This window comes from Cyanobacteria bacterium FACHB-DQ100, from assembly GCA_014695195.1.
Lineage (GTDB): Bacteria > Cyanobacteriota > Cyanobacteriia > Leptolyngbyales > Leptolyngbyaceae > Leptolyngbya.
Map to the genome: position 1 here is coordinate 104,195 of JACJNW010000037.1, position 25,190 is coordinate 129,384.

Below are 25,190 nucleotides of genomic sequence, written 5' to 3' on the forward strand. Positions count from 1 at the left end.
ATTATTTCGATTCAGCCTGAGAACGTAAAATACGTTTCTGAATCCGGTACTTCTGCGATTCCTTTGCTGTCAGGCGTTTCTTTTGGGCTTGATTACCGAAGCGATAACCCAACTCACAGCCGACGATCGCCATTGCAGCCGCAATCAAACCGGGGATCGATAGAACACCATTAACGACTAGCGGGAAAGTTGCAAAGGCTAGTGCAGCCTCCAGGAAGTACATCACGTAGCGCGTGGTTTCAGATTCCCGTTGCGATTTATCGTGTGCGGTTCTAGCCCATTGCTTAGCTTTCGGTAGCAGCGTCGGACTGTCTGAAGTTTCCTTCGGATTAACGAAACGCTGTAACCCTAGCTTGAATGCAAGCGCGTCAGCCAGATCAGGATCAAGCTTGTAAACCAATGGCTCGATCTCCTTCCACTGGATGAACAAGCCGATCGCGCATCCGGTAATGATTCCGACTCCTGTACCAATGGGAATTCCTGCCATATCAAGCGCTTGGCTCATCACTGGTACAACCCATCGGGCGTATCCATACATCGAGACGGCGACAGACAAACCAGCGAAGCTGTAACCCGCAATCATCCACAAGTTCTTATCTAAGGCAAAGTGCATCATCCCCTGCGCCAGATCGCCCACATGAGACAAAATCGATGCTCTCGGATGCTTCTCTCCTTTGTCGTCAAATCTCTTGAATTGGGGCTTGTTTCGGTCAAATTCGCGATCGCCTGTGATGACTTCTGGCTTGATCGGTCGATCAGAATTTCTCTGTGTTTTCATCGAATTAATCCTCTCTGGCGTAAAACTTGGTTAACTTTCTCGATCGGTGCTTGTCGGATGTCTGAAATAGTTCCAGCTTCATCGACGATCGCTGTGTAGCCTGATTTGCTGCAAAGTGCTGTGTTTGCGGGTAACAGTCGTTTACTCTGGCGGTTGGTCGGATCGTAGAAGGCGTTACCACCCTCTACCAGTGGGAATCGCTCATCAACTAAAAGGCATCGTTCAGCCCGTTTAAGCGCGATTCGTTCATCTCTAGTAGCTTGTTCAGCAGAGCGATTAATCGACTGTTCAGCCTGCTCTGTACGTTGTCTCTGTGATTGCTCTGCCTGCTGTTTGGTATTTAGCTCCAAAGCGATCGGGACAATACAGACCGCACAAACGACAATGGAGCATATCGGACGGTAGCGAGGGTGAACGTTTAGAAAACTCATTTTCTCTGTGCCTCCTGCCAGAATTGCTGAGCGCTTCTAGACAGCACATAGGCGATTGATGGAACGTTCGGAATCATCCAGAGAATTGCTAGGGCAATCGACACCCATCCGATGAAGCTCGATTTTTGTTCTGGGGTCATTGCAGATAAACCCCTTCCTTCAATTGCTGAATCAGCGCATTCATCAAATCCAAGCATTCTTCAGAAGAGATGCCATGCTGTGCTAGAAGCTCGATCGCGCTCCATGCGTCGCCATCGTTAGGAATTGAAGCTGATTCGTCGATATGCTCCTGCAAGCAAATCTCGTCTCCGTCTTGCTCCTGCGAGATAGTGTCGGAGTATTGCCAATCGCAAAGCTGTAAGAGCATTCCGAACTTCTCAGAAGCTGTGAGGATTTGCAGGCGATCTCCGTATTCCTCAATTAATGCTTTGAGTGCTGATTGATTCGATGTGCCGTAATAGCTGATCAGGCTGTGCTTTGTTGCCATAATTGAAAAATCCTCAAATGATTTGCGTTGTTTGTGGGTGAGTGCCGTCCGATGATTGCGAGTCTGGGGACGGCATTTGATTTAACGCTTAGTGTCGATTTTTGGTGATCATCGGTCGATCCTGTGGGATCTGGCTAGTCGGTGCAAGCGCTTTAGCCTCAAGAGTTTTGAACACTTGACACGCGCCAATGATTAGCAGAAGCGCGACCATTGTTTGAGCGAAGCGGGTATCGAATTCGGTCAAAAAAGACTCGTTTTTATTTTTCGTTAACATAGAAATACGTCCTCTCTCGGGATCGATGTTTGTTTGTGGTTGAGCAGTGCGAAGCCCTCTGAAGGTTGAATCTTCAGAGGGCTTTTGTTTTTGCTGAAGAACCCAGCAGTCGATCACGCCAGCGCTAAACCAACGGTGATCGAGTGTGGAATCTTTTGAAAATGGCTTATCGAGTGCTACTCGGTTGATCCTCACTGGTTACTGTCGCTTCTTCCAGGATTGAGCCTATTCGGTTGTTTCAGTTCTGATAATCCTTGAGATTCAACGATTGCAACCCTTCAGGTGTTTTAAGCTTTCGTTTTTCTCTCGCACCCTCATTATAGCGTAAATAAATGGGGTATTATTTTATCTTTTCACCATATGATTAACAAATAAAAAAGCTATAATGGAAGGGTAAAAGTAAGATCAAAAGTAGGTGTAGAAATGTGTTTAGCGACGATGCCACGGAAACGAACAAATTTTGTTATTGACGATCGCGTTTTAGCGGCATTGAAGAATATGGCTAGACGATCAAACACAAGCGTTAATCGCTTCGTAGAGAATGTCTTATTTGAACTCGCTAAAGAACAGGGCGAAATCGATGCTTCTGCTGAACCGCTCGGAGAAACACGCGGTAGACCGTCTGATCAATACGAAAAAGCTTCAGACTCCACACAAGAGGAAATCTGAAGCTTAATCTCACTTGTTATAACAAGTGCTTACGCTAGGCTAAAAGAGTCGCGTTAGAGAATAATGTTGACGGGGTTTTGATCGAAGTTTCGATCCGAGAGTCAGGCTTCCCCGCCGAAAGGCAATAAAAAAGCCACCTCGCCAAAGGTGACTCTCAGTTTCTAAATAATTCTTATCCACGATTATGACTGATTTATACAATCCCGACAAGTCCCTAGATCCGATTTCTCCTTCGCCAGCTCCTAGCTCAACTCACGCTACACCTATTTTACCAGAAAATGAGAATCATTCTCATACGATTGAAGCTTCAGATGATCCGACCGATGTTCCTTTTAACGGTTCCTTAAATCGTTCGATAATCAAGCGAGACTTCGCCTAAAAACAAATACTTATCTAAACCTTCGGTTTGAACTTGTTCTGCTGCTGCGAGAATGCCAATACTAATGGGCAGATCAAAGCTCGGCCCTTCTTTCCTCAGATCCGCAGGCGCAAGGTTAATCACAATCCGCCGCATCGGAAATGCAAATCCAGAATTCTTGATCGCCGTTTTAACCCGCTCTTTTGATTCTTGAACTTCGGTGCCTTATCTGCGGACTACCAAATTTCTCTTTCTCTTTATTCTTTCCTACATACAAAACTGGCTAACTGGCTAACCTTAAGAAGCAGAAGTACAGACAGTAAAAGGATTATGAGTGGGTTAGCCACTTCAAAAACTGCCTAAAACTGGCTAACAACTGGCTAACCCATGCCGCCGACATGAAAGAGCTGATCAACGAATTGACGGGCTTCTTTGTTTGCAGCATTTAATCGCGCCTAATCTGGGAACTCTAACCCCGTTCCTTATCCCCAGCGGCGGTACTGTCAACTTAACCGTTCAAAGGCTCGCTTATTGAAAAATTGCCTAATTTTCAAAGGCTGAACAGCTCATTTCTTCGTGGCTCATTCTCAATAATTAGAGCGAAATCTAGTTAAGTTGACAGTACCGTGATCGGAGTCCTCTCGCCGGAGCTAGAAGTTATCTATTGATACTTACTATCAACGCACCATGAGGCTACGGAAGCATGTGCGTTGAGGGTTTTAGCGGGACGATTCAATGTCGAATCAGCATTAAACTGCAAGAAACATGAAAATTCCTAACATTCCAAAGTTGAAGAGTCATTAGCGAGAATAAGATTACAAATAGGCATTCCGTTGATAGAAACCATCCTGAAAAATAGTAGGAGGTCGGAGCTATGGATGAGCGTCATCGATACTTGCGAATCGCCCTTATTATTATTGGAATTGCTTTTCTCCTGATCTATCCGTTGATGAAGTTCTGGTCATCAGGCTGGGCATGGCAACCGGGTCAATACGAATACGAACAGATGATCATCGGCATTTATGCAACGCTCGGTGTCTTTTTGCTATGGGCTGCTCGAAAGCCAGAAGCGCATCTCAGTTTAATCTGGTTCACCGTCTGGTCAAGTGTGGTGCATGGGTTGATCATGGCGGTACACGCAGGGATTGACCCTGCAGAACGTGGACACCTACTTGGCGATGTTCCAGCATTGTTCTTGGTAGCAGTTGTTCTTGGTTTTCTAGCGCCGCGTGAAGTGGTGCCAGTGCATGAACCAGTGCATGACTGAGTGCAATATAACAATTTAAATGCAGCGGACGGTCGAAAGTTGCTGCTGTAGAATTCCAGGGCGTTTGCTGCCGCTGGTTTGAGCCGTTAGCGGCTCGTTTTCTCCATACTTGTGTACTGTTTCAATCACGTAGCGGTCTCCATAATGGCCATATGACTCAACGCGTTCGTAGAGCAGCCATTCTCATCATTGTCACCCTTGGGTACTGTCAACTTAACCGTTCAAAGGCTTGCTTATTGAGAAATTGCCTAATTTTCAAAGGTTGAATGGCTCTTTTCTTCGTGGCTCATTCTCAATAATTAGAGCGAAATCTAGTTAAGTTGACAGTACCATCAAGACTGCTCAGGAATTATCGTGCCTAATTTTGAATCTGTTCCGTTAAGTTGATAATGCCGTTGAGCCACATATCAGCTTATCGATGGAAGGAAAAGTCGAAACTGACAGCTATAGTTTGAGAATGGAGTTCTATCAGCTCATCGCTTGGGCGTAACGAATGGACAGTAGACCTTTTACTAAGCCAGGGTGCATGAGCAGAGTTCAACCTCACGCTTCCACCCTCTCCAACTTCAAACCTTTAGGAAAAAGCCAGCGATGAATACCCGACTCATCGTCAATCCTACCTCTGGCCCTGTCGAGAATCCTGAGTTATTAACTGACATAGCAGAAGCCCTGCAAACTCAAGGCATTCAAGCTGAAATCTGCACCACTACACCCGATGAAGATGGTGAAGGTTTAGCTGCTGATGCTGCTAAAGCAGGCGCTAAACTTGTGATTGTCGCCGGGGGCGATGGCACGATCGAAGCCGTAGCACGTGGATTAGTGCATACTCAAACTATGCTAGGTATTATTCCGCTAGGAACGCGCAATAACATTGCGGCTAGCTTGAATATTCCCAACGATTTAACCCAAGCCATCCAGACCCTGGCCGAGGGTGAGCATGGTCGGTTTGATATGGGCAAGGCGAACAATTATTACTTCATGGAAGTGGTAGGCGTGGGTCTAGAAGCCTCACTCTTTCCTTGTGGAGATGAAGTCAAAGAAGGAATCAAGAAAAATTATCTGGTTGCCTTTAAAAGTATCTTCTCAGGGGTCAAAACTTTTGTGCAATTTAGCCCGCACCGTTTGGTCTTACGCTTCGACGGCAAACGGATGCGTCGTCTGCGCACCTTACAAGTCAACATCTGCAACAGCCCTCGCTATGGGGTAGAGTTTGCCTTAGCGCCTGAGGCAAAAATGAATGATGGCAAGCTAGACGTGATTTACATTGACAATCCCTCCAAATGGGATCATCTGCGCCACTTCTTTACAGCGATGCGGGGTGAGCAACTCCCTCATAAACGGCTCAATACCTATCGAGCCTCTAAGATTGAGGTCAGAAGCTATCCACCTTTAGATGTTCATGCAGACGGAGAGTGCCTGGGCACTACCCCAGTCACTGTTGAGGTGATTCCCAGAGCCCTTTGGATTTGCGTGCCTACACCTGAGCTACTGGCAAAGTTTGCAGACGAAAGCGGAAGTCCTGTTTTGACGCAGTAACTTTAAAGATCCTGAGAGAGCGGTTTTCCCTTAAAGCTGACAGCGTTTTCACTGCTCGCCTATCAATCTCAGTTCAAATCCCACCAATCTGAATCAGTCCGTACAGGCACGCTCCCAGCCAGATGCCGCCAGCAATCCATCCACTCAAGACATCTGTCGGCCAATGCACACCCAAATATACCCGGCTAAAGCCCACCCCTAAGGTTAAGCCAGTTGCCAAGGGGGCAGTGATGCCTAAAGGAATACCCAGACAGTGCGTCAGGTTAACCGCCAACAAACCATAGAAGGAAATGGCACTCATGGCGTGACCGCTGGGATAACTGTAATCCATCGGACGTTGAGAAGATGCCCACAGATCGGGTCGTTTTCGCTGAAAGAGAGACTTGAAGATGCCGTTAAGCAGCCATGAACCGCTCAGCCCGATCGCCAAAACCAGGGTTGCAACCGCCTCGTTGCGGTAAATCAGAATTCCTCCGATCACAATGAGTATAGGGATAGTAATTTCGCCCTGAGCCAGCCAGGTTATGGCTGTCATGTAGCGGTCTAGGGTCGGATTAGCCCACGCTTTGAGAGTCAACAAGCATGACTCTTCAAGAGGCAGCAACCAGTCCCATAGCAGAAAGCGGGCGAGGAAAACACCCATTGCTAGGGCGATCGCGCCAGCGATCAGACCCGCCAGCAAATAGGGCATAAAAGCAAGGAGTGACTGGAACAACCAGTAAAGGCCAGTACTAACCTCCGTCATTGGCAATCTCCTACAAACGGCTGACTGTAATTTGGCAAAATTGTATGCTGTTCACTGCCTACGTGGAAGCAGCGCTGGTCTGAGATTTAATTAGAAAGGTGGATCTTAGACAAAGATAAAGATAAAAATTTTCTGCCTGAGCACATGAATTCGATGAGCCATACGAATCGCGGTCTAACTAGTATTTAGACTGACTCTTTCCGTCTAATCCTCCGAGTCTAGACATTAGACCGAAAACTGTCGCCCTAATGCCCTCGCCAGGCGATTTAGACTGCACAAAGTCGGTATAACACCCTAAGTTGGGGAATTAGATCGACTCTTTCTGCCTAATCCCGGAATTTGGCACATTAGATCGACTTACGTTCCGCACGTTACCCCTCGGGGTACTGTCAACTTAACCGTTCAAAGGCTTGCTTATTGAAAATTGCCTAATTTTCAAAGGCTGAACAGCTCGTTTCTTCGTGGCTCATTCTCAATAATTAGAGCGAAATCTAGTTAAGTTGACAGGACCCATTTGCCTGGCTCTTCGACTTTAGTGCCCTGACTGCGGACATACAGAAAACATGTAAATAAAAATATTTATCTTTTATTTAAGTAACTTAGGTAACTCAGGTAACTTCTGTCTCAATTTCCCATCCTCTGGGCATTTATAGAGTTACCTATTTTCAATTTTTGAAGTAACTTCAGGTAACTTGGTGGGTAACTTTCAGTTTCTGGGCACGATCGATCAGTCCCCTTCCCGTAAACTCTAATGGAAGAAACTGCTCTCGATCTAATGTTGAATTCCGAGCCACCCATTTCGCCCATGACGATCGAAGCATGGCTGCTTCTGGCGTTCATGCTTGGGCTAGGGGGTCAGGGACTTCTATCAGAGCAGCGGGATTTGATGTACCCTGAATTGTCCATCTAGAACCAAAGCTATTTTTTGCAGCAACCCTCCCCGCCGCCTAAACCAGTTCCTCTTTCTCAGTCCCGAACGAAATTAACCCGCTTGAACAATAAGATTGAATCACCCAGCGCTGCTCGATTGGTCTGGATTCATGGGGCAGAAAAAAGGCTCTTTGGTCTACTCTGGAGGACTTTCTTTAAGTCCTCAGACTGCTCTGCACTTCCGACTTATATTGCAGGGGATGTGCCTTTTCACCTCTTGCAACGAGGACAAATTCAAGCTTGGAACAGGTGGATGAGCCAACGCAACTTCCCCGAGCTGAGCAACACTACCGACCTCAGTGGTGCTGATCTCAGCAGAGCTAATCTCCGGGGCGCCTACCTCTTCAATACCGACCTCAGCAGTGCCGATCTCAGCGGTGCCAATCTCCGGGGCGCCGACCTCAGCGGCGCTGATCTCAGCGAAGCCAATCTCAGCAGGGCTAACCTCAGCGGTGCCGATCTCAACGGCGCGAATCTCAATGGTGCTGGTCTCGATGGTGTAATCGTAGAGAGCACTTTTTGGTGAAAGCCTAAAGCGGTAAAGAAGGAATTTTCTACGGTTCCGAACCCATTGGTTTTAGATAACGCGATCGATGCTCGTTAATTTGCGCGATCTTATCTTCTAACCGCTTAAGTCGAAACTTGGGGCTGTGCCAGATTAAACGTCCCTCTAGAAGAACACTTAATCTAGCGTGACAGCGATCGCGCTCAGTTTGGGAACGCTGAACCCGTCCCTTATTCCCAGTGGCGATGGAAGAAATCGATTTTCTAATGAATTCTGAAACCGCGATCGCGCCCATGACGATCGCAGCTTTGCTGCTTCTGGTGTTCATGCTTGGGCTCCACGCCGTACTAGCTTGATTGCGATACTCTGAAGCATGGAGGATCTTTCTCACTCATTTCGCGGGGCAATTGCTTTTATCCTATGAATAGTGAATCTTCTCATCCGTTGCCTTGGTTCTCGTTAGGGCTGTTTTGGTGCGCTCATGCCATGCTGGGATGGTATCTCGCGGCTCATCATGTTGTCTGGCTCGTTGGAGTCGCCGCAATCCTCGCAATCGTGATCATCTCTGAAAAGGGCAAGGCTTTGCGTGAGCAGGTGTCCTGGGCGATTTCTCGCACTTTATTTATCGTTTTATTCATCAGCGTTTCGATTAGTGTCTGTGCATTTCTGTTTGTCAGCAGGTTTGAGTTCTTGGGTTTGGTCTTTCTACCCCTTGTGTACAGCGACTTTTTATTTGTCGTGGTGCCAAATTGATGTCATCGAACGTGTGAGGCTTGTCTCTACTGGGGTTTAGCCTTGAGCCTGAACAGGGGGAGACAAACTGGCAACAGCTTCAATGCTTGGAAGCGTGCAGCGATCAGGTTTGCTCAGCGACATGAATTTATCGTGATGCCATTTAATTAGTCACCGTACAGCATCCTCTGAAGAAATGAGTTGATATCCGGCATCAGATGGCGACACAACCGAAATAAAAATCAATGGTTCGTTACCGTTGTTGAACACTCCATGTACACATCCGGTGTGAGCAATTACCACATCTCCTGCAAAGATCGACTTCTTGGCTCCTGTTGCATCCAGATAATATTCTCCCTTTCCGTTCAAAATAGTCCAGGTATCTTGTCCATGCGGATGGATATGCGAATAGATCTCCTGTCCGGGCTTGATATACCAAGCTACAACAGTCGCCTCCTTAGATTCAGTAATGACCGATCGAATAGGCTCTCCGTCGGCTGGCTGAAAAAAATCAGTACTTTTGTATATTCTGCTCATACCTAACTTTTCTCTTTGTCACGAAGTAAACACAACGTAGGCGTAAAGAATAGACTGATTTCACAGAGTTTATTGTTTTGCTGACAACACTTCAGCGGCTTGAATTTGAATAACGCCGGGCGATTTGATCCCACCGCTTCTACACAGGTAATGTAAGCCGCATAACGGCTCAAATCAGCGGCGGTAGAGAGCCTCGAACTCAGTACCAGTGGCTCTCTACCGTCCGCCTGCATTTGAATTGTGTACGCCCGGCATGGGCGTGAGAACTTATGAGGTGAAAGTCCTCTGTGGTGGAACCAGCGTCCAAATGCTCGAAAGTTATAGGAGCCGAGTGACGATAACTACTAGCCAAGAGCAAGGGCAAACTCGCGAGGGAATGTTTGGAGGAAGCTGGAGGCAAAGCTGTGAGCCGAGGCTCCACTAATCTGCTGCTTTATTTCCGCCAAGCTGCACTAGCGCAGCAACAGAGCGCAAACATTGAAGCCTTGACGAAACTTGCGACCACTCTTGCTTCTCACAATCGCTAGAACCACTTGCAAACATCTGAAGAAAAAGTGTTTGGTGCGACTAGGGAGCGAACCCGGGGAACGCTTTAATTTAGGCACTCATACAAAGAGCAAAGAGCAGCAAGCAGTGTTTCATAGGTTGGCGCTGCTTTTTTATTGATCAGCACCCGATAACACACCCGTGATGAGCGCCACCCCACGCCTTCAACCAGCATGTAGAAACTAGCATTGAGCACGTTCCATAAATCCACTTCTCGGGGTCGCTCACTTGGTTTCGCTTCGGGCAACAGGTCACTCAACAATCCATATTGAGCAGGGGTGAGGTTGCTAGGATAGGCGTCACTCATGGCTCTCTCGGTGCTGTAGTGGTTGTATTTACAGCGGATTACTGGAGGGCTTCTTTACGCGCTTCATGGTCTTTTCAAACATCCTCTTACGATTGAGCAAGAAGGCGGCGATTAGATGAAACGCAAGATAAAGAGAAACTTAATTAACGTTTAACCCCAAATTAATCCTACAACTGTATGACTTTGATTAAAACGAAGCAATTAATTAGTTTCTTTATATACAAAATATACGAACGAGAATGACAAACTTGAGGGTTCGAGTTTTAACGCGGTTAACGGCTCATCCTGAGCGGGAGCAAGAGCTAAAGAATACTCTGGTGCAATTTATGCAGGAGCGCTGTCAACAAGTGGGCTGTCACAACTGTGAATTACTGCATCACTTGACTAATGCGGCAGAGTTTATTCTGGTCGAGGAATGGGACGCGGAAGCGCGGATAAAGTCAGAGCTTGATTCTCAGCTTTTTGCCAGGTTAGGTGAGGCAGCAGCGGAACTCTTTATCGAACCCCTTCAAATTCATTGGTACGAAGTGATACCCCCTCAATCTTGTACTGAAACCCAGTAGCGAATATCTACTCATCACAAGCTTCAGGGGTGGGATTTCTGGCGTAACTGTCGGACTCACTTCTTTTCACCCATCGGCTCAGTTGCGGCTGGCATGACTAGCTTCAGTCTTTCCACAATCCTTACCGCCTGTTCGTGAAAGCGAATATCTCGCCAGAGGAGTGCGTACTTTAGCACGGCATGACAGCATTTCTGTATTCCTTAATACGGCATAGCGTTACAACGCTTTATGCTAATCACAGAAATTCCCGCATTTTGGGTTATTAACCGCTTGGACTGTCGTATGCAAACCGCCAAGGGCAATGTTTTGCTGCCCGTCTCCCGCATTCTCCTGGTCGAAGATGACACACACCACTGCCACCTGCTCGAAACTAGCCTGCGACAGGAAGGCTTTGATGTCATTGCCTGTCTAGATGGGCTAGAGGCGCTAAACTGTGCCCGCTCCATGCCTGCTCAAGCCCGTGACACTGCCTTTGATCTAATGATTTTGGATCGCACTCTACCGCGTCTCAATGGGCTAGATGTCTGCCGCTTGTTGCGGCAAGAGGGCAATTATATTCCGATTGTGATGATGAGCGAACAGGCGGACGAACACGATAAGGTGATCGGGCTGGAGCTTGGTGCCGATGAGTACCTGTCCAAACCCTTCAGCAATCGCATCCTGATTGCCCGCTGCCGAGCGCTGTTGCGCTATTGCCAAGCGATATATCAACCCAAAAATCCCGCCAAGGTGCTGAAGTTTAAGGATCTGGCGCTGTATCTTGAGGAATGTCGAGCAACGCTGAGTGAGCAGGAGTTACAACTGTCGCCAAAAGAGTTTGCCTTATTGCGAGAATTCCTACAAAGCCGAGGACGGATACTGTCGCGAGACAATTTGCTGGAGCGGGTCTGGGGTGATGATTATTATGGCGATACCAAAACGGTAGATGTGCATATCCGTTGGCTGAGGCAGAAGCTAGAATGCGATCCGAGCAATCCGGAGTACATTACAACGCTGCGAGGGTTCGGTTATCGGCTGGGATAGGGCACTTTGAGCAGGGATCCCCACTTAGCTTTTGACTCACAAACTTCTGTGCTTCTTCTGCGGACTTTTTTTTTCTCTTTTTCTCTTTATTCTTTCCTATATACAAAACTGGCTAACTGGCTAACCTTAAAACGGAAAAGTACAGACAGTAAAAGGATTATGAGTGGGTTAGCCACCTCAAAAACTGACTAAAACTGGCTAACAACTGGCTAACCCATGTTGATCGACCTGGGAGAAACGATCGACAGATTGACGGGATTCTTTGTTTGAAAAATGAACACGATTGCGCCTAATCTGGGAACTCTAAACCCGTCCCATATCCCCAGCGGCAATGGAAGAAATCGATTTGTTAATGAACTCTGATCCCGCGATCGCTCCTTACAAGTGCGATTTACAAAATTTGTAATGTCAATCGCTACAGATGAGTGCCTAATCTGGAAACCCTAACCCCGTCCCTCATGCCAGCGGCAATGGAAGAAATCGATTTATTAATGAACTCTGACCCGCGATCGGTATGGGCGAGATCGAAGCTTGGTTACTCCTGGTGTGAAACTGAGGATGAATTAGAAAAACTCTGAGATTTGGAAGTTGTTCTGTAATTGGCATCAGCAATCAAGCAGAAAACATTACATTGATGCCATTCTTCCCGATAATTCCATCACGGCTTTGAGTAATTCTGCTGGGTTCACGGGCTTGGGGACGTGGATTTGGAATCCTGCATCCAGAATCTGGACACGATCGCTTTCGGCAGCATAGGCGGTTAACGCTCCTGCTGGGATTTTTCCGCCCTGTTCTTGAGATCGGGCGCGGACTTGATGAATTAAGGCATAGCCGTCTTCCTCTGGCATACCGATATCACTGAGTAACAGATCCGGTTTAAGGGCTTGCAAGTGTTGTAATGCTTCGTGGGTAGAAGTGGCGGTTATGACACTTGCACCGTAATGTTCTAAGGCTGCTTTCAAAAACTCGCGGGTGTCTGCCTCATCGTCTACGACTAATACTGTGAGTCCCTTGAGATAGAAAGCTGTATTTTGAGCCGTTTGATCTTGAATGGAAAACTTATCGGGTTCAACCCAAACCGACGGTGATAACAGCAGAGGCAGTCGAACCGTGAAGGTTGTGCCCTGTCCTTCTCCTGGGCTGGCAACCGAAATCTGACCACTGTGCAGTTCCACCAGATTTCGCACGATCGCGAGTCCTAGCCCTAAGCCGCCCTGTGATCTAGTTGTGGTGGCATCAGCTAGGCGGAAGCGATCGAACACATGGGGCAGAAAGTCAAAACGAATGCCTTTGCCCGTATCGATGACTTGCAGTTGAGCGAAGGAGCCGACTTGCTCTAAACGAACCGTAACCTGTCCCTCTTCAGGGGTGAATTTAATCGCGTTCGTCAGCAAATTCCAAACGATTTGTTGCAACCGATCAGGATCACCAGAAATAAAATCGAGATCGAGGTTGAGCAAACATTCCAGTTGGATGGATTTGGCATTGGCAGCGGGGCGAACCGTGTCTAACGCTGCTTGAACACTGGGAATCAGATTGGTCGGACGCAGATTGAGGCGCATCTGTCCCTGAATGATACGCGAAATATCCAGCAGGTCTTCAATTAACTGGGTTTGCGCTTGGGCATTGCGTTCGATCGATGCTAAGGCTTGCTCTACTTTTTCGGGCGGCAATTGGCGCGTTCGCAGCAAGCGTGACCAACCTAGGATTCCATTCAGGGGAGAGCGCAACTCATGGGATAAGACTGCTAAAAATTCATCCTTCATCCGACCTGCTTTTTCCAGTTCGAGGCGAGCATCTCGTTCTTTTTGGAGTGCCTGTGCCCGTTCTTCGATCACTAATTTTTGGTCATGAATATCGGTACAAGAGCCGAACCATTTAAGGATTTGACCCTTTTCATCTCGTAACGGAAAGGCGCGTCCTAAATGCCAGCGATACTCTCCATTCTCGCCACACCGTAAACGGTACTCAATGCCATAGGTTTGCCCAGTTCGCAGAGAATTTTGCCAGATTTCGATCGTGCTTGGCATATCATCAGGATGGATAACGCTTTGCCATCCTTCGTCTCGGGCTTGTTCTAACGTCGTTCCGGTGTAGTCGTACCAGCGTTGATTGAAGTATTCGTGGTAGCCATCTGTCCGAGTAATCCAAAAGATTTGTAGCATCGTGTCGGCGAGGGTGCGAAAGAGGAATTCGCTCTCGCGCAAGGCTTTCTCAGTCTGTTTGCGTTCGGTGACATCTAGGAAGGCACCGATCACCCCACGAATCTTGTTCGATTTATCTCGCAGGGGTACCGCACGACCATAGATCGAGCGCACATCGTTCTCGCTAAATACGAACTCAAATTCCCCTTCGTGCGCTTGTCCCGTCCGTCCTGCATGTTGCATCGGTAACTCGCCCGGGGGAATGTCTTGCCCATTTTGTTGAATTTTGAAGGGAAACGGATATTTGCCATCGGGGGGTGTGGCGGTCATGACGGCATCGAATGGCAGTCGCATCAGTTCATAGGCAGTGCGGTTGGGTGTCATGTGATGGCATTGCGGATCCTGGGCGATCCAGACCGCAGCCGGAACCGTTTCCATGAAGGTCTCTAGTTCTTCAGCTCGTGCTTGAATGATTGCCTGACTTTCCTGGAGGGCAGCGTCTGCTTGTTTGCGGTCTGTGATATCGCCATTAACGCCCACCATCCGCAACGGCTTGCCTGCCTCATCATAGAAGACCTGTGCTCTGGCATGGAGCCAGCGAATATCTCCGTCTGGTCGAATGATGCGCCAATCTGTAAAAAGCTCTCCTGTGTTCAATGACTGTCGTACATCGGCTTCTGCTTGAGCTAAATCGTCGGGGTGAACTCGGCTTGCCCAGGCTTCATAACTGCCACTAAATTCTCCTGGCTTTAGACCGTAAAGGGTTTCTAGCTCTTTCGACCAAATATTTTCATTCGTCTGGATATTCCATTCAAAGCAACCAATGTTGGCGACAGTTTGGGCTAAATCCAATCGCTCTTTTTTTCGTTGTAAGGCTGCTTCAGCCTGTTTGCGGGCAGTGATGTCGCTCACAGTGCCAATGAACCCAGAGCAATTTCCAGTCTCATCGATCAGGGCAGTGGCTTGACCACTCACCCAGACGATCAAGCCATCGGGATACTGAAACCGATATTCCAGGCTAAATTCTTTACCAGATTCAACTAGGGCTTGCCACTGCTCAAACATAGACTCGCGATCGTCGGGATGCAGTGCCTTGGCCCATTCTTCCCCGATTGCTTGTTCAGGCGTGAGTTGGGTGATCTCGCACCATCGATCGTTGACATAGGTACAGTGACCCGCAGCGTCAGTGAGATAAATTCCAACAGGTGCACAGGTGCAAAGTGTGCGAAAGCGTTGCTCGCTCTCTCGCAAAGCGGCTTCCGTTTGCCAAAGATTTTTCAGGGGATGGACTGCGTTGGGGTGTGGTGCTTCGACAGCCTGCTGAACGTTTTGGGGGTGAGGCTCAGTGTTTTGGGATTGGCTTTTTTGTTGTTCTAGTTGTTCCAGCTGTTGACGCAAGTGGGCAATTTCTTCGAGAAGTTGCTCTCTTGTCTTCCCTGAGTCTTTCATACACAAGTCCTGTGTAGCGCAATGTGCAAAATCCTATTTATACAGAGAAAGAATACGGCTGATTTTTTAACTCTTCCACTTTAAAACGCGAAACCAAACTGTGGTGGATGAAGCACTAAATATTTTGCAATACGATTTGATATTCCTAGTGTAGAGACGACAGGAGGATGCTTAAAGGCATGCCCTATCAAGTTGATCTTTGAGCGCACCAGATCCGGAAGCCTCCTGGGAAAAGGGTTGGGGATGAGGGAAAACCATACTTGCATTTAGCAACGCTGAAAATTATTACTCTGACAAATACAAAGACGGGTAGAGCGCGAGAAATTGAGATGCGCCCAGTGTTAGTAGAGATTCTGTCCGGTGCAAATCTTCCGACAAAGGGCTATTTGTTCCCGTCGAGCCGTAGCGCAGGTTATATCACTCGTCAGGCTTTGGATAAGGAACTGAGAGAAGTTTGTGAAGCGTTGGAATTGCGCGGCGTTGGAACACATTCATTCCGTCGGTCGCTGGCGACGTCGCTGCATAGCAAGGGAGTCCCGATTAAAACGATCGCGTCAATTACGGGACACGAATCCCTAAATGAACTCTCTCGATATTTGGAAGTCACCCTAGATCAGCGGTGATCTGCAATCATGCAGTTGCGCTGAATTCTCGATCACGGATGGGTGAGGCCCTATCCGTTACTTCCGAGGCTGTAGCGATCGCTCGAATCTAGCAACGTCTGAGGAGTTTGCTAAGTCCAAGAAGTGTAGGGTCTGGTACTGAGCCTCAGCCAAATCGTTTCTCCAATCATGCCAACAGCCCCAATAACCGCGCTGAAAAGTTTGTATTTCCCTACTATGAAGTCAGCGTCCTCTCAATCCGACGGTCAGGGATGAGCCACATCACGGCGACCAAAACGTATACCGCGCAAGCGATCATGGGGTTGATAAAAGCAAACAAAATTGCTAGAGCATAAAAAATTAACGATAGTTTGCCTTTAACGTCCCGACCCAACGCGATCGCAAGCATGGAATCTTGACCGTGATGGGCAATCAGAATGCGAGTCAGGACGAAGTAGGCGATGGCGTTGAATAATAAAACTGCACCATAACAGGCAACAGGTACAGGAGCAAAGTTCTCGCCCATCCAGCTTGTCACGAAGGGGATGAGCGATAACCAAAACAGCAGATGCAGATTTGCCCAAAGCGTACGACCGTTGACGTGCCGAACCGCTTGAAGCAAGTGATGATGGTTGTTCCAGTAGATACCGAGATAAATAAAACTCAGCACATAACTCAGAAAGACCGGAATGAGTGGGCGCAGAGCGGCTAGATCCGTTCCATGCGGCGTTTTGAGTTCTAAGACCATAATGGTAATGAGGATAGCGATCACCCCATCGCTGAAGGCTTCTAGTCTACCTTTTCCCATCAGTGTTACACTCCTTTTCGCTCGTTATTCAACCACTCTAATGAATTGCATCTCGATTTATTAAACCTGAGTTCGGGATAAGGAATTGCCGAAGAGCTTGATTTCTCGTACCTTTTGGATCTGATGACTGCGAAGCCATTGTCAATAAGGCTAACAGATGCGATTGTTCTCAATTGGAAAAGTCTATTGAGAACAATATGTAAGGCAGTAGTCCGGCTAAATCCTGTCCCATCGAGCTTCCAGCATTTAGCTTAACCCGAACTCAGGTTAGTTAAGTTGACGTACCCATTTGCCTGGTTCTTCGACTTCTGTACCCTATCTGCGGACTACTACTTTCTTCTTATTCTCCACTCTATTTTCATAAATATAGAAAACTGGCTAACTGGCTAGCTCAAGAAAGCTAAAATTCCCACTGTGTAAAGACTTTAAGCGGGTTAGCCAGTCTTCAAGGTGCCTAAACTGGCTAACCTAGCAGGGGTTTTTAGGAGGCTGAAACGCCTGCCCCGTATGGCGGTTAGCCAGTTTTTGAAGTGCCTAACCGAGCTGCTAAACTGTGCCAGAAACCGGGGCACGATCGCGGGTTAGCCACTACTTGCAATCTGATTGTCATCAAATCTCTGTTTCTGAGCACGATCGACCAGTCCCCACCCGCGCAGACTGCAATGGAAGAAACGATCGATTTCGTGTTGAATTCCGAGCCAGCGATCGCGCCCATGACGATCGAAGCATGGCTGATTTTGGCGTTCATGCTCACGCTAGTGGCTTGGGGACTTATGGGAGAGCGGCGCGATTCGTGATCCATTGGAGGTGCGATCGCTGGCTCAACTTGGGAATCCTGAAATTACTCTGATTTAAGGTTGCTATCCCGCCAGATTGACGGGATTTTTCGTTTGAGAATGAACAACTGGCGATCAACTAAAGGTGCGATCGTTCCTTAGATATGGGAATTCTTGAGCCATCCTCCTTTTAAGGCAGCGATGAATAAATTTCAGTGGCGCTCTCAATGGCGAATCAGGCGCGATCGTATCCCCCAAATGATTCTCGTCCTTGCGCTCGGTGCAATTCCCGTCAGCTTTGCCGCCGCGTGGGTAACTGACGAGTTTCGACTATGGCAGGCAGGCGGGAAATGGTGCGTTCAGATTGCACCGAGCGGTGAAGAAAGAATTCTCTACGGTTCCGAATGCAGCGGTTTTAGATAGCGCTGGCTTGAGCTTAGGCGGAATTTCTTGTTCTGGCTTCCCGTTTGATGAACTGTTCCAAATCTTCACGGGTGAGCGCAACGATCACGGTATCAGTCTTGGTAGAAACCTGCTTCAAGAATTCAAGCGATTCGATCGCAATGTCGATCGTCATTTGCTGGGCGGCTGATAGCGGGGCGGCTTCAGGTTGGTGCATTCTGGATGTTCCAAAAAACGGAGGTTTAAGATAAGGCTAACGTTCCGCCTCACCCGCCGCTAGTAAGCTCTTGGACTCAACCAACCAATGTTATGCGGTCGGTGTGCAGGCGGATTGTTAGGCATGAAGCGCAGTTATTAAGTGAGATTCAGCCCCCCATCTGAAATTAAAATCTCTCCTGTCAAATAGTGGCTCGAAATCAACATCGAAGCCACTTGCGCGATCTCCTCAGGTTGTGCCCCCCGTCCCATTGGAGATCGCTCTTCCCATAGCTTTCGGGCTGCTGTCCAATTTTTGCTCATCGGAGTCTCTACTAAACCTGGTGCGATCGCATTCACACGAATTTGGGGGGCAAGACTCAATGCAAGCAGCTTTGTCATGTGGTTTAGAGCCGCTTTACTTGCAGAATATGGGATTGAGGCTCCTTTTGGGCGAATCCCAGCATGAGAACTAATATTGAGAATGCAGCTAGGACATTCACGACTAGAGGACTGACGTAGTGCATCTTCAGCCTCTGCGATGAGTGTCCAAGGTGCAATGACGTTGACTTCGTACAGATCGCGCCAAATCTCTGGTGTCGCTTCTTTGAGGGATGTATGTGGAATTGTGGCACTAATCCCTGCATTATTGACCAACACATCTATTCGCTGGTGATGCGATAAGACTCTAGCAATCAAATCACGAGCCTGACCCTGATCGGACAAATCAGCTTGGAAATAAGATGCACTGGGATACACTGTCGCCAATGACTGCCCAACTGACACCGATGACCTGGAGTGAAAAACAACAATAAACCCATCTTCGGCAAGCCGCTTTGCGATCGCCATCCCAATTCCTGATGTCGAACCCGTCACCAGTGCAACTCTCTTTTCGCTTCCCTTTTCAGTCACAATCTGACACTTCTCATCTTCCTTGAGTTTAATTCTGCCTAACGACCAAGCTCACCGGACGCAGACAACCTCTCGACCAACCAATCTCATCGTTCCGGTGCAGCAACTTGTTAGGTGGCGACTTTACGCTACCAATTCATAACAAGCGGCAACTGAGGTCGGAAATCTACCTGTTTCCCCTGCATTTCTCCATCAAACCCAAGCTCTATACAGTACTCTGCTCCTCCTCGTAGCTTTATCTGATTGGTATCAACCACTGCTTGAAGTTCGGGTGACAAACTATTTGCAGCAGGACTGACCAACTCTACACGAGTAATTTCGCGTAAACCAATACCATGATCTAGAGGTTGTGACTTCTCAACAGGATATCGATCTGGACGTTGACCAAATGGAGTCTGGAACAGCCATGGCTCAGTCAACACATCACTATTCTTTCCCACCTCAATACTCATTGTTTTAGGCAAATAAGGTGGGCGATATGCCCAACTGGAAAATGCAACTGTGTCACCAATGACCGGGCGCAGACAGATCCCAAATGGACATGCACCATCGTTCCGATGCGTCCATCGCTCCCAAAGACGAGTGGAACGGATTAGCTCAGACCTTGCCTCTTCTGGATCATGAATCCACAACAACTCCAACATTGCGTTATGAAAAAAGAAACGGCGATTAGTTGTGCCCTGCCCAGGATGCGTACTAGAGGTTCCCTCCACCAAACCGAATGATACTAGGCGCTCAGCTTCGTAAGCACCAATATCAGTCCAGATAAAGAGATGATCGAATTCAAATGTCATAGTTTCAGAGCCATCTGAGGATGGGCTTACTCAACGTCCTAAGTTTAATGAATCCAACAGACACGTTCCAAGCACCGCCAACACCAATGACTCAAGCCAGCTAACGACCTGAGCTGAACCGCCCTGAGTAAAGGCTCGATGCCCAGAAAAATCATCATCCTGGGGGCAAATACGGGGGCTGGAAAATCTGTTCGGATTAGCGAGGATTTAATTCGCGAGTGGATCGCTCAAGGCGGAAACGTTATTGTCCTGGGGATGCTGAATTCTCTCGGCTTTCAGAATGCGAAACGCTTCGATATTCCCCATATTGGGCATTACAATCTTGCTGATCCTGATCAGCGAAAAGCCTTCTATAACGATATTTCATATCGCCCTAGACGAGGCAAATCAATGCTTGGAGCAGCTGCTCTTTGGCGGGACGCTCGGAGATAAACAGCCTGCAATATTGGAGCGATTTAGCGAAATTGCAGCGAAGGCGAGTCAGAATGGCGCGATCGTGGCAGCAGAAGCTGAAGTATACGATCGCTCGATTAACTTCCTCAAAGCAGTTTCAGGCATTGAAGAAACGCAATATTTCAAGCATTGGCGCAATTCCGCCCCGTGGAATATCCGGATCGGCTCCGGCAATTTGTCGGGCTTTCTGCCGTCCCTGGGCGACCCGCTCGGCGCGAATGGCGAGCCGATCAGAAAATTTCTATATGTCACCTCATCCCAGAAAAACGCTCGAATCGTAAAGCGCATCTATCGTCTGCGTTATCCGAATAAGCGCATTGAGCGCATCGACTCGGAGACAAATCGAGAAGGGGCATTCGATTCATTTTTCGATGATCCAACAGCCTACTTGCAAGAAGCAGATTTGGATATTCTGATCCTTTCCCCTTCAGCAAGAACAGGGGTTTCGATCGAGTGGGAAGGCTTCTATGCTTATCTACCCGAATTGTTCTTGAACGCTTTCATCTGTGCATCCACAGCATTCATGTAGCCCTGATCCTGCAAAATGCTCTGCGGCAGTAGATTTGCCTTGATCGCCACTTGTACCACATCATTTGCCGTTAGAGTTCCTTGGTTACATCCATCCGCAAAGGCTCCATAGCTACGCAAGCCCTGCGCCCGGAGACGACCTTGGTATGCAGCATACACTAAGTCATACGGCGTTAGAGGCGGAACGGCTGCCGCTGTCGCAACGGGAGCAGTCGTTGCATTCGTCGGGGTTGATTCTGCTCGCACGATCGGCATCGGAAGCAGAACAGTAGTCAGGAGCAGTCCCAGCATGAGTTTCCAATGATTCATGTCCTTTCTCCTAAGCATTCGTTGAGTTAGCGCACGTGTTAGCGAGCTAGTTTTACAGCTTAGAGGATGTCTCAGCCGTTGAAAAGTGGTCAGAACACTAAAGCCATCCTCTCAAGGTTTGAACAATGGAAGAATCTTTAGTCGATCTATTAGTGAACTCTGAACCCGCGATCGCGCCCATGACGATACGATCGAGGCATGGCTGATTCTGGCGTTCATGATTGGGCTAGTGGCTTGGGGACTTATGGGAGAGCGGCGTGATCCGGGAAGATGATCTTAGGTTGGGGATGCGATCGGGCTGAATACTTCAGAGAATTGAGTCGCGTTCTAGACATGTGGGTCAGCGTGATTGAATGGCTCTTCTGACGGAAATCTTTAGAAAGCCAGCCACAGGTATCAGACGACAGCATTTGTTCTGTGCTGCCTTTTGCTCAATGTTTTTGATCGGGGTGCAATTTTTTTCGATTTAGAGCACGCTAGGAATAGGTCGTATTGGGGGAGAACACGATGAATCTGCATCCTGCTCCTTGCACGCGTGAGCGACGATTTTCCATAGGACAATCAATTACGGCAGCGCCTCTCCAAACTGACCCACTTCGTTGGAAGCGAAGATTCGTTTGTCTGCAAGAAGAGCAGCAACAGCGGCATGATTGAGTGGTCGCGAGAAGATGTAGCCTTGCCCGTTCTCACATCTGAGAACCTTAAGTTGAGCTAATTGTTTTTTCGTCTCCACACCCTCTGCAACCACATCCATTCCTAAATTCCAAGCCAAGTTAACCACCGTGCGAATAATTTCCATCTTTTCCAGGTCGTCTTCTACGTTGGTGATGAAGGAGCGATCGATCTTCAGCGTATCCACAGGAAAACGATGCAAATAGCCTAAAGAGGAATATCCGGTACCAAAATCATCCATGGAGAGATGAATGCCCAAGTCTCTCAATCTTTGAAGCATTACGACAGCAGCATCCGCGTTTTCCATCACCGTGCTCTCGGTGATTTCCAGCTTCAAACATTGAGCACTAAGCCCCGTTTCCTGCAAAATCTGCTGAACTTGGTTGACTAGATCCGGTTGAGCAAACTGTCTACTAGAAACGTTGACACTGATAGTCAGGGGTGGCTCTGTCGGGAACTGAAGTTGCCATTCCTGCATTTGACGGCATGCTTCTCGCATCACCCACCAACCCAGAGGAATAATCAATCCAGTCTCTTCAGCAATGGGAATAAACTCGGATGGCATAATCAAACCGCGTTTAGGATGCTGCCATCGAACCAAGGCCTCAAACCCTTGAACTTTGTCAGTTCTGATGCAGACGATCGGCTGATAATAGAGCTGAAATTCTTGATTTTGCAGGGCACGCCGCATGTCATTCTCAATGTGTAGCAGTGCGACGGCAGAATCGTGCATCGAAGGATCAAACACTTGGTGACGGGCGCGACCGAGTGCTTTTGCACGGTACATTGCAGTATCAGCGTCTCTTAGCAGGTCTTCCGGTCGCTCATAGTTTGTTGTTGTGCTGAGAATAATCCCGATACTTGCAGTGGCGAAAATTTCCTGAGTATTGATATGAAAGGGGTGCTTTAGCGTCTGCTGTACATGCTCAGCGATTTCAGTAGCCTCCTCATCATCCTGAATGCCATCGAGCAAAATCACAAACTCATCCCCACCGAGACGGGCAAAGGTATCATCCGGTCGTAAGCAGTCGCCCAGTTTTTCAGCAATGGCAACTAAAAGCTGATCGCCGACCATGTGACCCAAACTATCATTAATCACCTTAAAGCGATCAAGATCGATAAACAGAACTGCGAAAAGGTAATTCTCATGCCGCTTAGACAACTGAATCACGTGTCTCAAGCGCTCCATAAACAAAATGCGATTCGCTAAACCTGTGAGGGAATCATGTAAAGCATCATGCAATAGCTGTTCTTCAGCCTGCTTACGCTCGGTAATATCTGTTTGGGATCCCACCATCCGGTAAGCTTTGCCATTTTCGTCCCGGACGACGAAGCCCCGGCTGAGCATCCAAAGATGCCGCCCATCCTTGTGTAGCAAACGATGCTCACTTTCAAACTGCGTTATTATTCCCTCAATGCAAGCCGCAATCTCTTGATGAACTTTCAACGCATCATCGGGATGAATGCGATTCAGCCATTCATTAGGATGATGCGCAATTTCGTTGTCTTCATACCCCAGCATTGCTTTCCAGCGGGATGAGAAAAAGGTTTGGTTTAGGGTTAAATTCCAGTCCCATAGTCCATCGTGTGTCCCTTGAATTGCTAGGGCATACCGCTCTTCACTTTCGCGCAATGCCGCTTCGGTCAGTTTATTCTCTGTGATATCTAAAACCGAGCCCTCGTAGTACAGCACTTGGTCGTTAGCATCCCGCACGACTCGGGCAGTCTCCGAAATCCAAATCACGCTACCATCTTTGCGATAGACTTGTGATTCAAACTTCTTGATTACATCCTGCTGCTGCAATAATGCTGTAAATTCTTTGCGACGATTTCGATCAACATACAATTGATGTTCGATGTCGGGCAAAGCGACGAGCAGTTCCTCCGGTGATTCGTAACCATAGATCTGAGCTAGAGCGGGATTCGCACTGAGATAGTGCCCATCTGGAGTGGTTTGAAAAAGCCCAGTTATGGCATTCTCGAAAATGCTGTGATACTTCTCCTCAACTTGCTGTAAGGCTGTCTCAGCACGTTGACGTTCCGAGAGAAATAAGGCTAACCGTTGCACTAATAGAAGAATGATGCCACCACCGATGAGCCCAATGACGAGTAGAGAAATCGTGAGATAGTTTAGGCTTTTCTTGCCTTGGTGATAAATCTCGCGGGGAGTATCAACTCGCAATAGCAGTGCTGGTTGACGGTAAATATCAGTCAGCAGAACATACCCCTCGATCGTCTGTTCACTCACGGGGCGGACTAGAATTGGGGCTCGGGTTGTCAAAGCAGGACGCACTGCTTCAAAATCTTCGGGTAGGTTGCCTTGCAGCTGCTGGACGGTAAGCTGCGATCGCATCACGTCAGAGAGCCGCTGAATCGTATTGGCATCTAAATAGCGACCAAAAATTAACACCCCCCGGATTGGTCCTTTACCTTCACTTGTCAGAATGGGTCTCGATGTAATTAACATCGGACCGGATGGCAATAATATGATCCCTGATAAGTTAGTGCCGCGAAGGGGTTGCTGAAGCAGTGGATCTTCAGTGGAAAGATGTTGTAAAACTTTGGGTGGGATGGGTAACTTGCGTTTGTGTTGTTGATCGAATCCCGTTCCGAAAACGACTTGCCCTGAGGGTTGGACAAGCAGTGCTAAATCTACCTTCAAATTTGCCAGTGCTTCTGGAACGAGATTGGATTTGATGTAGTTGAGGTTGCCATCTTGAACGAAGGTGTAGGTATCATCCCAGGAAGACCAGTCTGCAAAACGGCTGCTGAAGTTCTCTTGAGTTTGAGTAAAGACACTTAAAACTCCCTGAATAGACTGACGCGTACTCCGAGCTTCTGCATCGCGAACATGTCGCATCAAAATAGTCGATGAGACCGTGTACACGGTACTTAGTAACCCGAGAAAGGTAATGCCAACGATAAGTAGAGTCTTCTTGGGAGCGATCATGTATTCACTTTCAACTCTGCGTCCAACAGTTTTATAAAACAAGCTTGGGTCTCTTTCATCCACATGAGCTGAGATTCTTTAGGAGTGCTGACTTAACCAGCACAATAGTTCACACTTAACTTGACCAGAGCCTAAGTGTTAAGCCATTGCTGAAGCTCTATCAGACCAGAAGTCATTGAGTTGATCTCCCACAATTCATGAGAGTTCCACTTTGCGTTGTTTTACTCAGATTTCCCCAGAGGACGCAAAATTAACGTGAGCCTCCAGAGCGATTGCAAAAGGGCAATCGCTCATTCGGTGCGAGGGTTTGCTGAGAAAAGTGAGGGTGAGTTGAAGACTCAACCGCTGACCTTGCTTCTGATGCAACCCGTTTGCCCGGTTCTTCGACCTCTGTTCCGGGTAATCCCACTACAACAATTCCTGGCAATCCCCCCGCAACATCGACTTCAACGCCGACTTTTACGGCATCGATTCCAATGAGTGACGCACTCCAAACCCTTGCCAGCAT

General features: G+C 47.9%; 28 protein-coding genes and 3 pseudogenes. 13 read left to right on the top strand and 18 right to left on the bottom strand.

Features of this window, described 5'->3' with window-relative positions; all coding sequences use genetic code 11:
* Position 1: 1 nt before the first annotated feature.
* The 5 genes from H6F51_21470 to H6F51_21490 form a co-directional block, all read right to left on the bottom strand.
* A complete protein-coding gene (locus H6F51_21470; GenBank protein ID MBD1825042.1) occupies positions 2 to 778 on the bottom strand; it encodes a hypothetical protein in 777 nt (258 codons plus the stop codon).
* Positions 775 to 1,209, bottom strand: coding sequence for a hypothetical protein (locus H6F51_21475; GenBank protein MBD1825043.1), 435 nt, complete (start codon positions 1,207 to 1,209; stop codon positions 775 to 777). The genes H6F51_21470 and H6F51_21475 overlap by 4 nt, the downstream gene beginning before the upstream one ends.
* Positions 1,206 to 1,349: a hypothetical protein gene (locus H6F51_21480; GenBank protein ID MBD1825044.1), complete on the bottom strand. Its 144-nt coding sequence runs from the start codon at positions 1,347 to 1,349 to the stop codon at positions 1,206 to 1,208. The genes H6F51_21475 and H6F51_21480 overlap by 4 nt, the downstream gene beginning before the upstream one ends.
* Entirely contained in the window at positions 1,346 to 1,696 is a 351-nt protein-coding gene (locus H6F51_21485; protein MBD1825045.1) for a hypothetical protein, read from the bottom strand. The genes H6F51_21480 and H6F51_21485 overlap by 4 nt, the downstream gene beginning before the upstream one ends.
* Positions 1,697 to 1,784: 88 nt before the next feature.
* Positions 1,785 to 1,970: a hypothetical protein gene (locus tag H6F51_21490; GenBank protein ID MBD1825046.1), complete on the bottom strand. Its 186-nt coding sequence runs from the start codon at positions 1,968 to 1,970 to the stop codon at positions 1,785 to 1,787.
* Positions 1,971 to 2,408: 438 nt separating this feature from the next.
* Between H6F51_21490 and H6F51_21495 the strand changes: the two genes are divergently transcribed.
* Complete coding sequence (locus H6F51_21495; protein ID MBD1825047.1) at positions 2,409 to 2,639, top strand: hypothetical protein; 231 nt, start codon at positions 2,409 to 2,411, stop codon at positions 2,637 to 2,639.
* A gap of 358 nt (positions 2,640 to 2,997) precedes the next feature.
* Here H6F51_21495 and H6F51_21500 read toward each other — a convergent pair.
* Positions 2,998 to 3,180, bottom strand: a pseudogene (locus H6F51_21500) (magnesium chelatase).
* A gap of 691 nt (positions 3,181 to 3,871) precedes the next feature.
* On the opposite strand from H6F51_21500, the gene H6F51_21505 reads away from it, so the two are divergent.
* Together H6F51_21505 and H6F51_21510 are read left to right on the top strand one after the other, a co-directional pair.
* A complete protein-coding gene (locus H6F51_21505; protein ID MBD1825048.1) occupies positions 3,872 to 4,264 on the top strand; it encodes a hypothetical protein in 393 nt (130 codons plus the stop codon).
* A gap of 591 nt (positions 4,265 to 4,855) precedes the next feature.
* Positions 4,856 to 5,800: a YegS/Rv2252/BmrU family lipid kinase gene (locus H6F51_21510; protein MBD1825049.1), complete on the top strand. Its 945-nt coding sequence runs from the start codon at positions 4,856 to 4,858 to the stop codon at positions 5,798 to 5,800.
* A gap of 73 nt (positions 5,801 to 5,873) precedes the next feature.
* Here H6F51_21510 and H6F51_21515 read toward each other — a convergent pair whose 3' ends face one another.
* Entirely contained in the window at positions 5,874 to 6,545 is a 672-nt protein-coding gene (locus tag H6F51_21515) for a phosphatase PAP2 family protein (protein ID MBD1825050.1), read from the bottom strand.
* A gap of 751 nt (positions 6,546 to 7,296) precedes the next feature.
* On the opposite strand from H6F51_21515, the gene H6F51_21520 reads away from it, so the two are divergent.
* Positions 7,297 to 7,455 carry a hypothetical protein gene (locus tag H6F51_21520; GenBank protein ID MBD1825051.1) on the top strand — a complete coding sequence of 53 codons (159 nt, stop codon included), beginning with the start codon at positions 7,297 to 7,299 and terminating at the stop codon, positions 7,453 to 7,455.
* Positions 7,456 to 7,728: 273 nt separating this feature from the next.
* Positions 7,729 to 8,001, top strand: coding sequence for a pentapeptide repeat-containing protein (locus H6F51_21525; GenBank protein MBD1825052.1), 273 nt, complete (start codon positions 7,729 to 7,731; stop codon positions 7,999 to 8,001).
* Between the two features lie 28 nt (positions 8,002 to 8,029).
* Here the strand turns inward: H6F51_21525 and H6F51_21530 are convergent, their stop codons facing one another.
* Positions 8,030 to 8,308: a hypothetical protein gene (locus tag H6F51_21530; protein MBD1825053.1), complete on the bottom strand. Its 279-nt coding sequence runs from the start codon at positions 8,306 to 8,308 to the stop codon at positions 8,030 to 8,032.
* Positions 8,309 to 8,400: 92 nt separating this feature from the next.
* On the opposite strand from H6F51_21530, the gene H6F51_21535 reads away from it, so the two are divergent.
* Positions 8,401 to 8,733: a hypothetical protein gene (locus H6F51_21535; GenBank protein MBD1825054.1), complete on the top strand. Its 333-nt coding sequence runs from the start codon at positions 8,401 to 8,403 to the stop codon at positions 8,731 to 8,733.
* Positions 8,734 to 8,883: 150 nt separating this feature from the next.
* Here the strand turns inward: H6F51_21535 and H6F51_21540 are convergent, their stop codons facing one another.
* Both H6F51_21540 and H6F51_21545 read right to left on the bottom strand, forming a co-directional pair.
* Positions 8,884 to 9,249 carry a cupin domain-containing protein gene (locus tag H6F51_21540; protein MBD1825055.1) on the bottom strand — a complete coding sequence of 122 codons (366 nt, stop codon included), beginning with the start codon at positions 9,247 to 9,249 and terminating at the stop codon, positions 8,884 to 8,886.
* A 691-nt stretch (positions 9,250 to 9,940) separates the two neighbouring features.
* A pseudogene (locus H6F51_21545) lies at positions 9,941 to 10,102 on the bottom strand (transposase).
* A gap of 239 nt (positions 10,103 to 10,341) precedes the next feature.
* Between H6F51_21545 and H6F51_21550 the strand changes: the two are divergent.
* Together H6F51_21550 and H6F51_21555 are read left to right on the top strand one after the other, a co-directional pair.
* Positions 10,342 to 10,665 carry an antibiotic biosynthesis monooxygenase gene (locus tag H6F51_21550; protein ID MBD1825056.1) on the top strand — a complete coding sequence of 108 codons (324 nt, stop codon included), beginning with the start codon at positions 10,342 to 10,344 and terminating at the stop codon, positions 10,663 to 10,665.
* Positions 10,666 to 10,947: 282 nt separating this feature from the next.
* A complete protein-coding gene (locus H6F51_21555; GenBank protein MBD1825057.1) occupies positions 10,948 to 11,688 on the top strand; it encodes a response regulator transcription factor in 741 nt (246 codons plus the stop codon).
* Between the two features lie 626 nt (positions 11,689 to 12,314).
* Here the strand turns inward: H6F51_21555 and H6F51_21560 are convergent.
* Positions 12,315 to 15,281 (bottom strand): PAS domain-containing protein, encoded by a 2,967-nt coding sequence (locus H6F51_21560; GenBank protein MBD1825058.1) that lies wholly within the window; start codon positions 15,279 to 15,281, stop codon positions 12,315 to 12,317.
* A 329-nt stretch (positions 15,282 to 15,610) separates the two neighbouring features.
* Here H6F51_21560 and H6F51_21565 point away from each other — a divergent pair, with 329 nt between their 5' ends.
* A complete protein-coding gene (locus H6F51_21565) occupies positions 15,611 to 15,904 on the top strand; it encodes a tyrosine-type recombinase/integrase (protein MBD1825059.1) in 294 nt (97 codons plus the stop codon).
* A 214-nt stretch (positions 15,905 to 16,118) separates the two neighbouring features.
* Here the strand turns inward: H6F51_21565 and H6F51_21570 are convergent, their stop codons facing one another.
* The gene (locus tag H6F51_21570) at positions 16,119 to 16,691 is read right to left on the bottom strand and encodes a DUF1211 domain-containing protein (GenBank protein MBD1825060.1); all 573 of its coding nucleotides are present in this window, start codon (positions 16,689 to 16,691) and stop codon (positions 16,119 to 16,121) included.
* Positions 16,692 to 17,221: 530 nt separating this feature from the next.
* On the opposite strand from H6F51_21570, the gene H6F51_21575 reads away from it, so the two are divergent.
* Positions 17,222 to 17,488 (top strand): hypothetical protein, encoded by a 267-nt coding sequence (locus H6F51_21575; protein MBD1825061.1) that lies wholly within the window; start codon positions 17,222 to 17,224, stop codon positions 17,486 to 17,488.
* 180 nt (positions 17,489 to 17,668) lie between these two features.
* Positions 17,669 to 17,890 carry a hypothetical protein gene (locus H6F51_21580; GenBank protein ID MBD1825062.1) on the top strand — a complete coding sequence of 74 codons (222 nt, stop codon included), beginning with the start codon at positions 17,669 to 17,671 and terminating at the stop codon, positions 17,888 to 17,890.
* 13 nt (positions 17,891 to 17,903) lie between these two features.
* Here the strand turns inward: H6F51_21580 and H6F51_21585 are convergent, their stop codons facing one another.
* The 3 genes from H6F51_21585 to H6F51_21595 form a co-directional block, all read right to left on the bottom strand.
* A complete protein-coding gene (locus H6F51_21585) occupies positions 17,904 to 18,086 on the bottom strand; it encodes a hypothetical protein (GenBank protein ID MBD1825063.1) in 183 nt (60 codons plus the stop codon).
* A 137-nt stretch (positions 18,087 to 18,223) separates the two neighbouring features.
* Positions 18,224 to 18,976 carry an SDR family oxidoreductase gene (locus tag H6F51_21590; protein MBD1825064.1) on the bottom strand — a complete coding sequence of 251 codons (753 nt, stop codon included), beginning with the start codon at positions 18,974 to 18,976 and terminating at the stop codon, positions 18,224 to 18,226.
* 128 nt (positions 18,977 to 19,104) lie between these two features.
* Positions 19,105 to 19,770: a hypothetical protein gene (locus H6F51_21595; GenBank protein MBD1825065.1), complete on the bottom strand. Its 666-nt coding sequence runs from the start codon at positions 19,768 to 19,770 to the stop codon at positions 19,105 to 19,107.
* A gap of 138 nt (positions 19,771 to 19,908) precedes the next feature.
* Here H6F51_21595 and H6F51_21600 point away from each other — a divergent pair, with 138 nt between their 5' ends.
* Both H6F51_21600 and H6F51_21605 read left to right on the top strand, forming a co-directional pair.
* A complete protein-coding gene (locus H6F51_21600) occupies positions 19,909 to 20,202 on the top strand; it encodes a hypothetical protein (GenBank protein MBD1825066.1) in 294 nt (97 codons plus the stop codon).
* Positions 20,165 to 20,752, top strand: coding sequence for a hypothetical protein (locus tag H6F51_21605; GenBank protein MBD1825067.1), 588 nt, complete (start codon positions 20,165 to 20,167; stop codon positions 20,750 to 20,752). The genes H6F51_21600 and H6F51_21605 overlap by 38 nt, the downstream gene beginning before the upstream one ends.
* Here H6F51_21605 and H6F51_21610 read toward each other — a convergent pair.
* The 3 genes and pseudogenes from H6F51_21610 to H6F51_21620 form a co-directional block, all read right to left on the bottom strand.
* On the bottom strand, positions 20,695 to 21,060 hold the full coding sequence (locus H6F51_21610; protein ID MBD1825068.1) for a hypothetical protein: 366 nt from the start codon (positions 21,058 to 21,060) through the stop codon (positions 20,695 to 20,697). The two genes, H6F51_21605 and H6F51_21610, sit on opposite strands and share 58 nt — an antisense overlap.
* Positions 21,061 to 21,625: 565 nt before the next feature.
* Entirely contained in the window at positions 21,626 to 24,592 is a 2,967-nt protein-coding gene (locus H6F51_21615; GenBank protein MBD1825069.1) for an EAL domain-containing protein, read from the bottom strand.
* 433 nt (positions 24,593 to 25,025) lie between these two features.
* Positions 25,026 to 25,190, bottom strand: a pseudogene (locus tag H6F51_21620) (magnesium chelatase).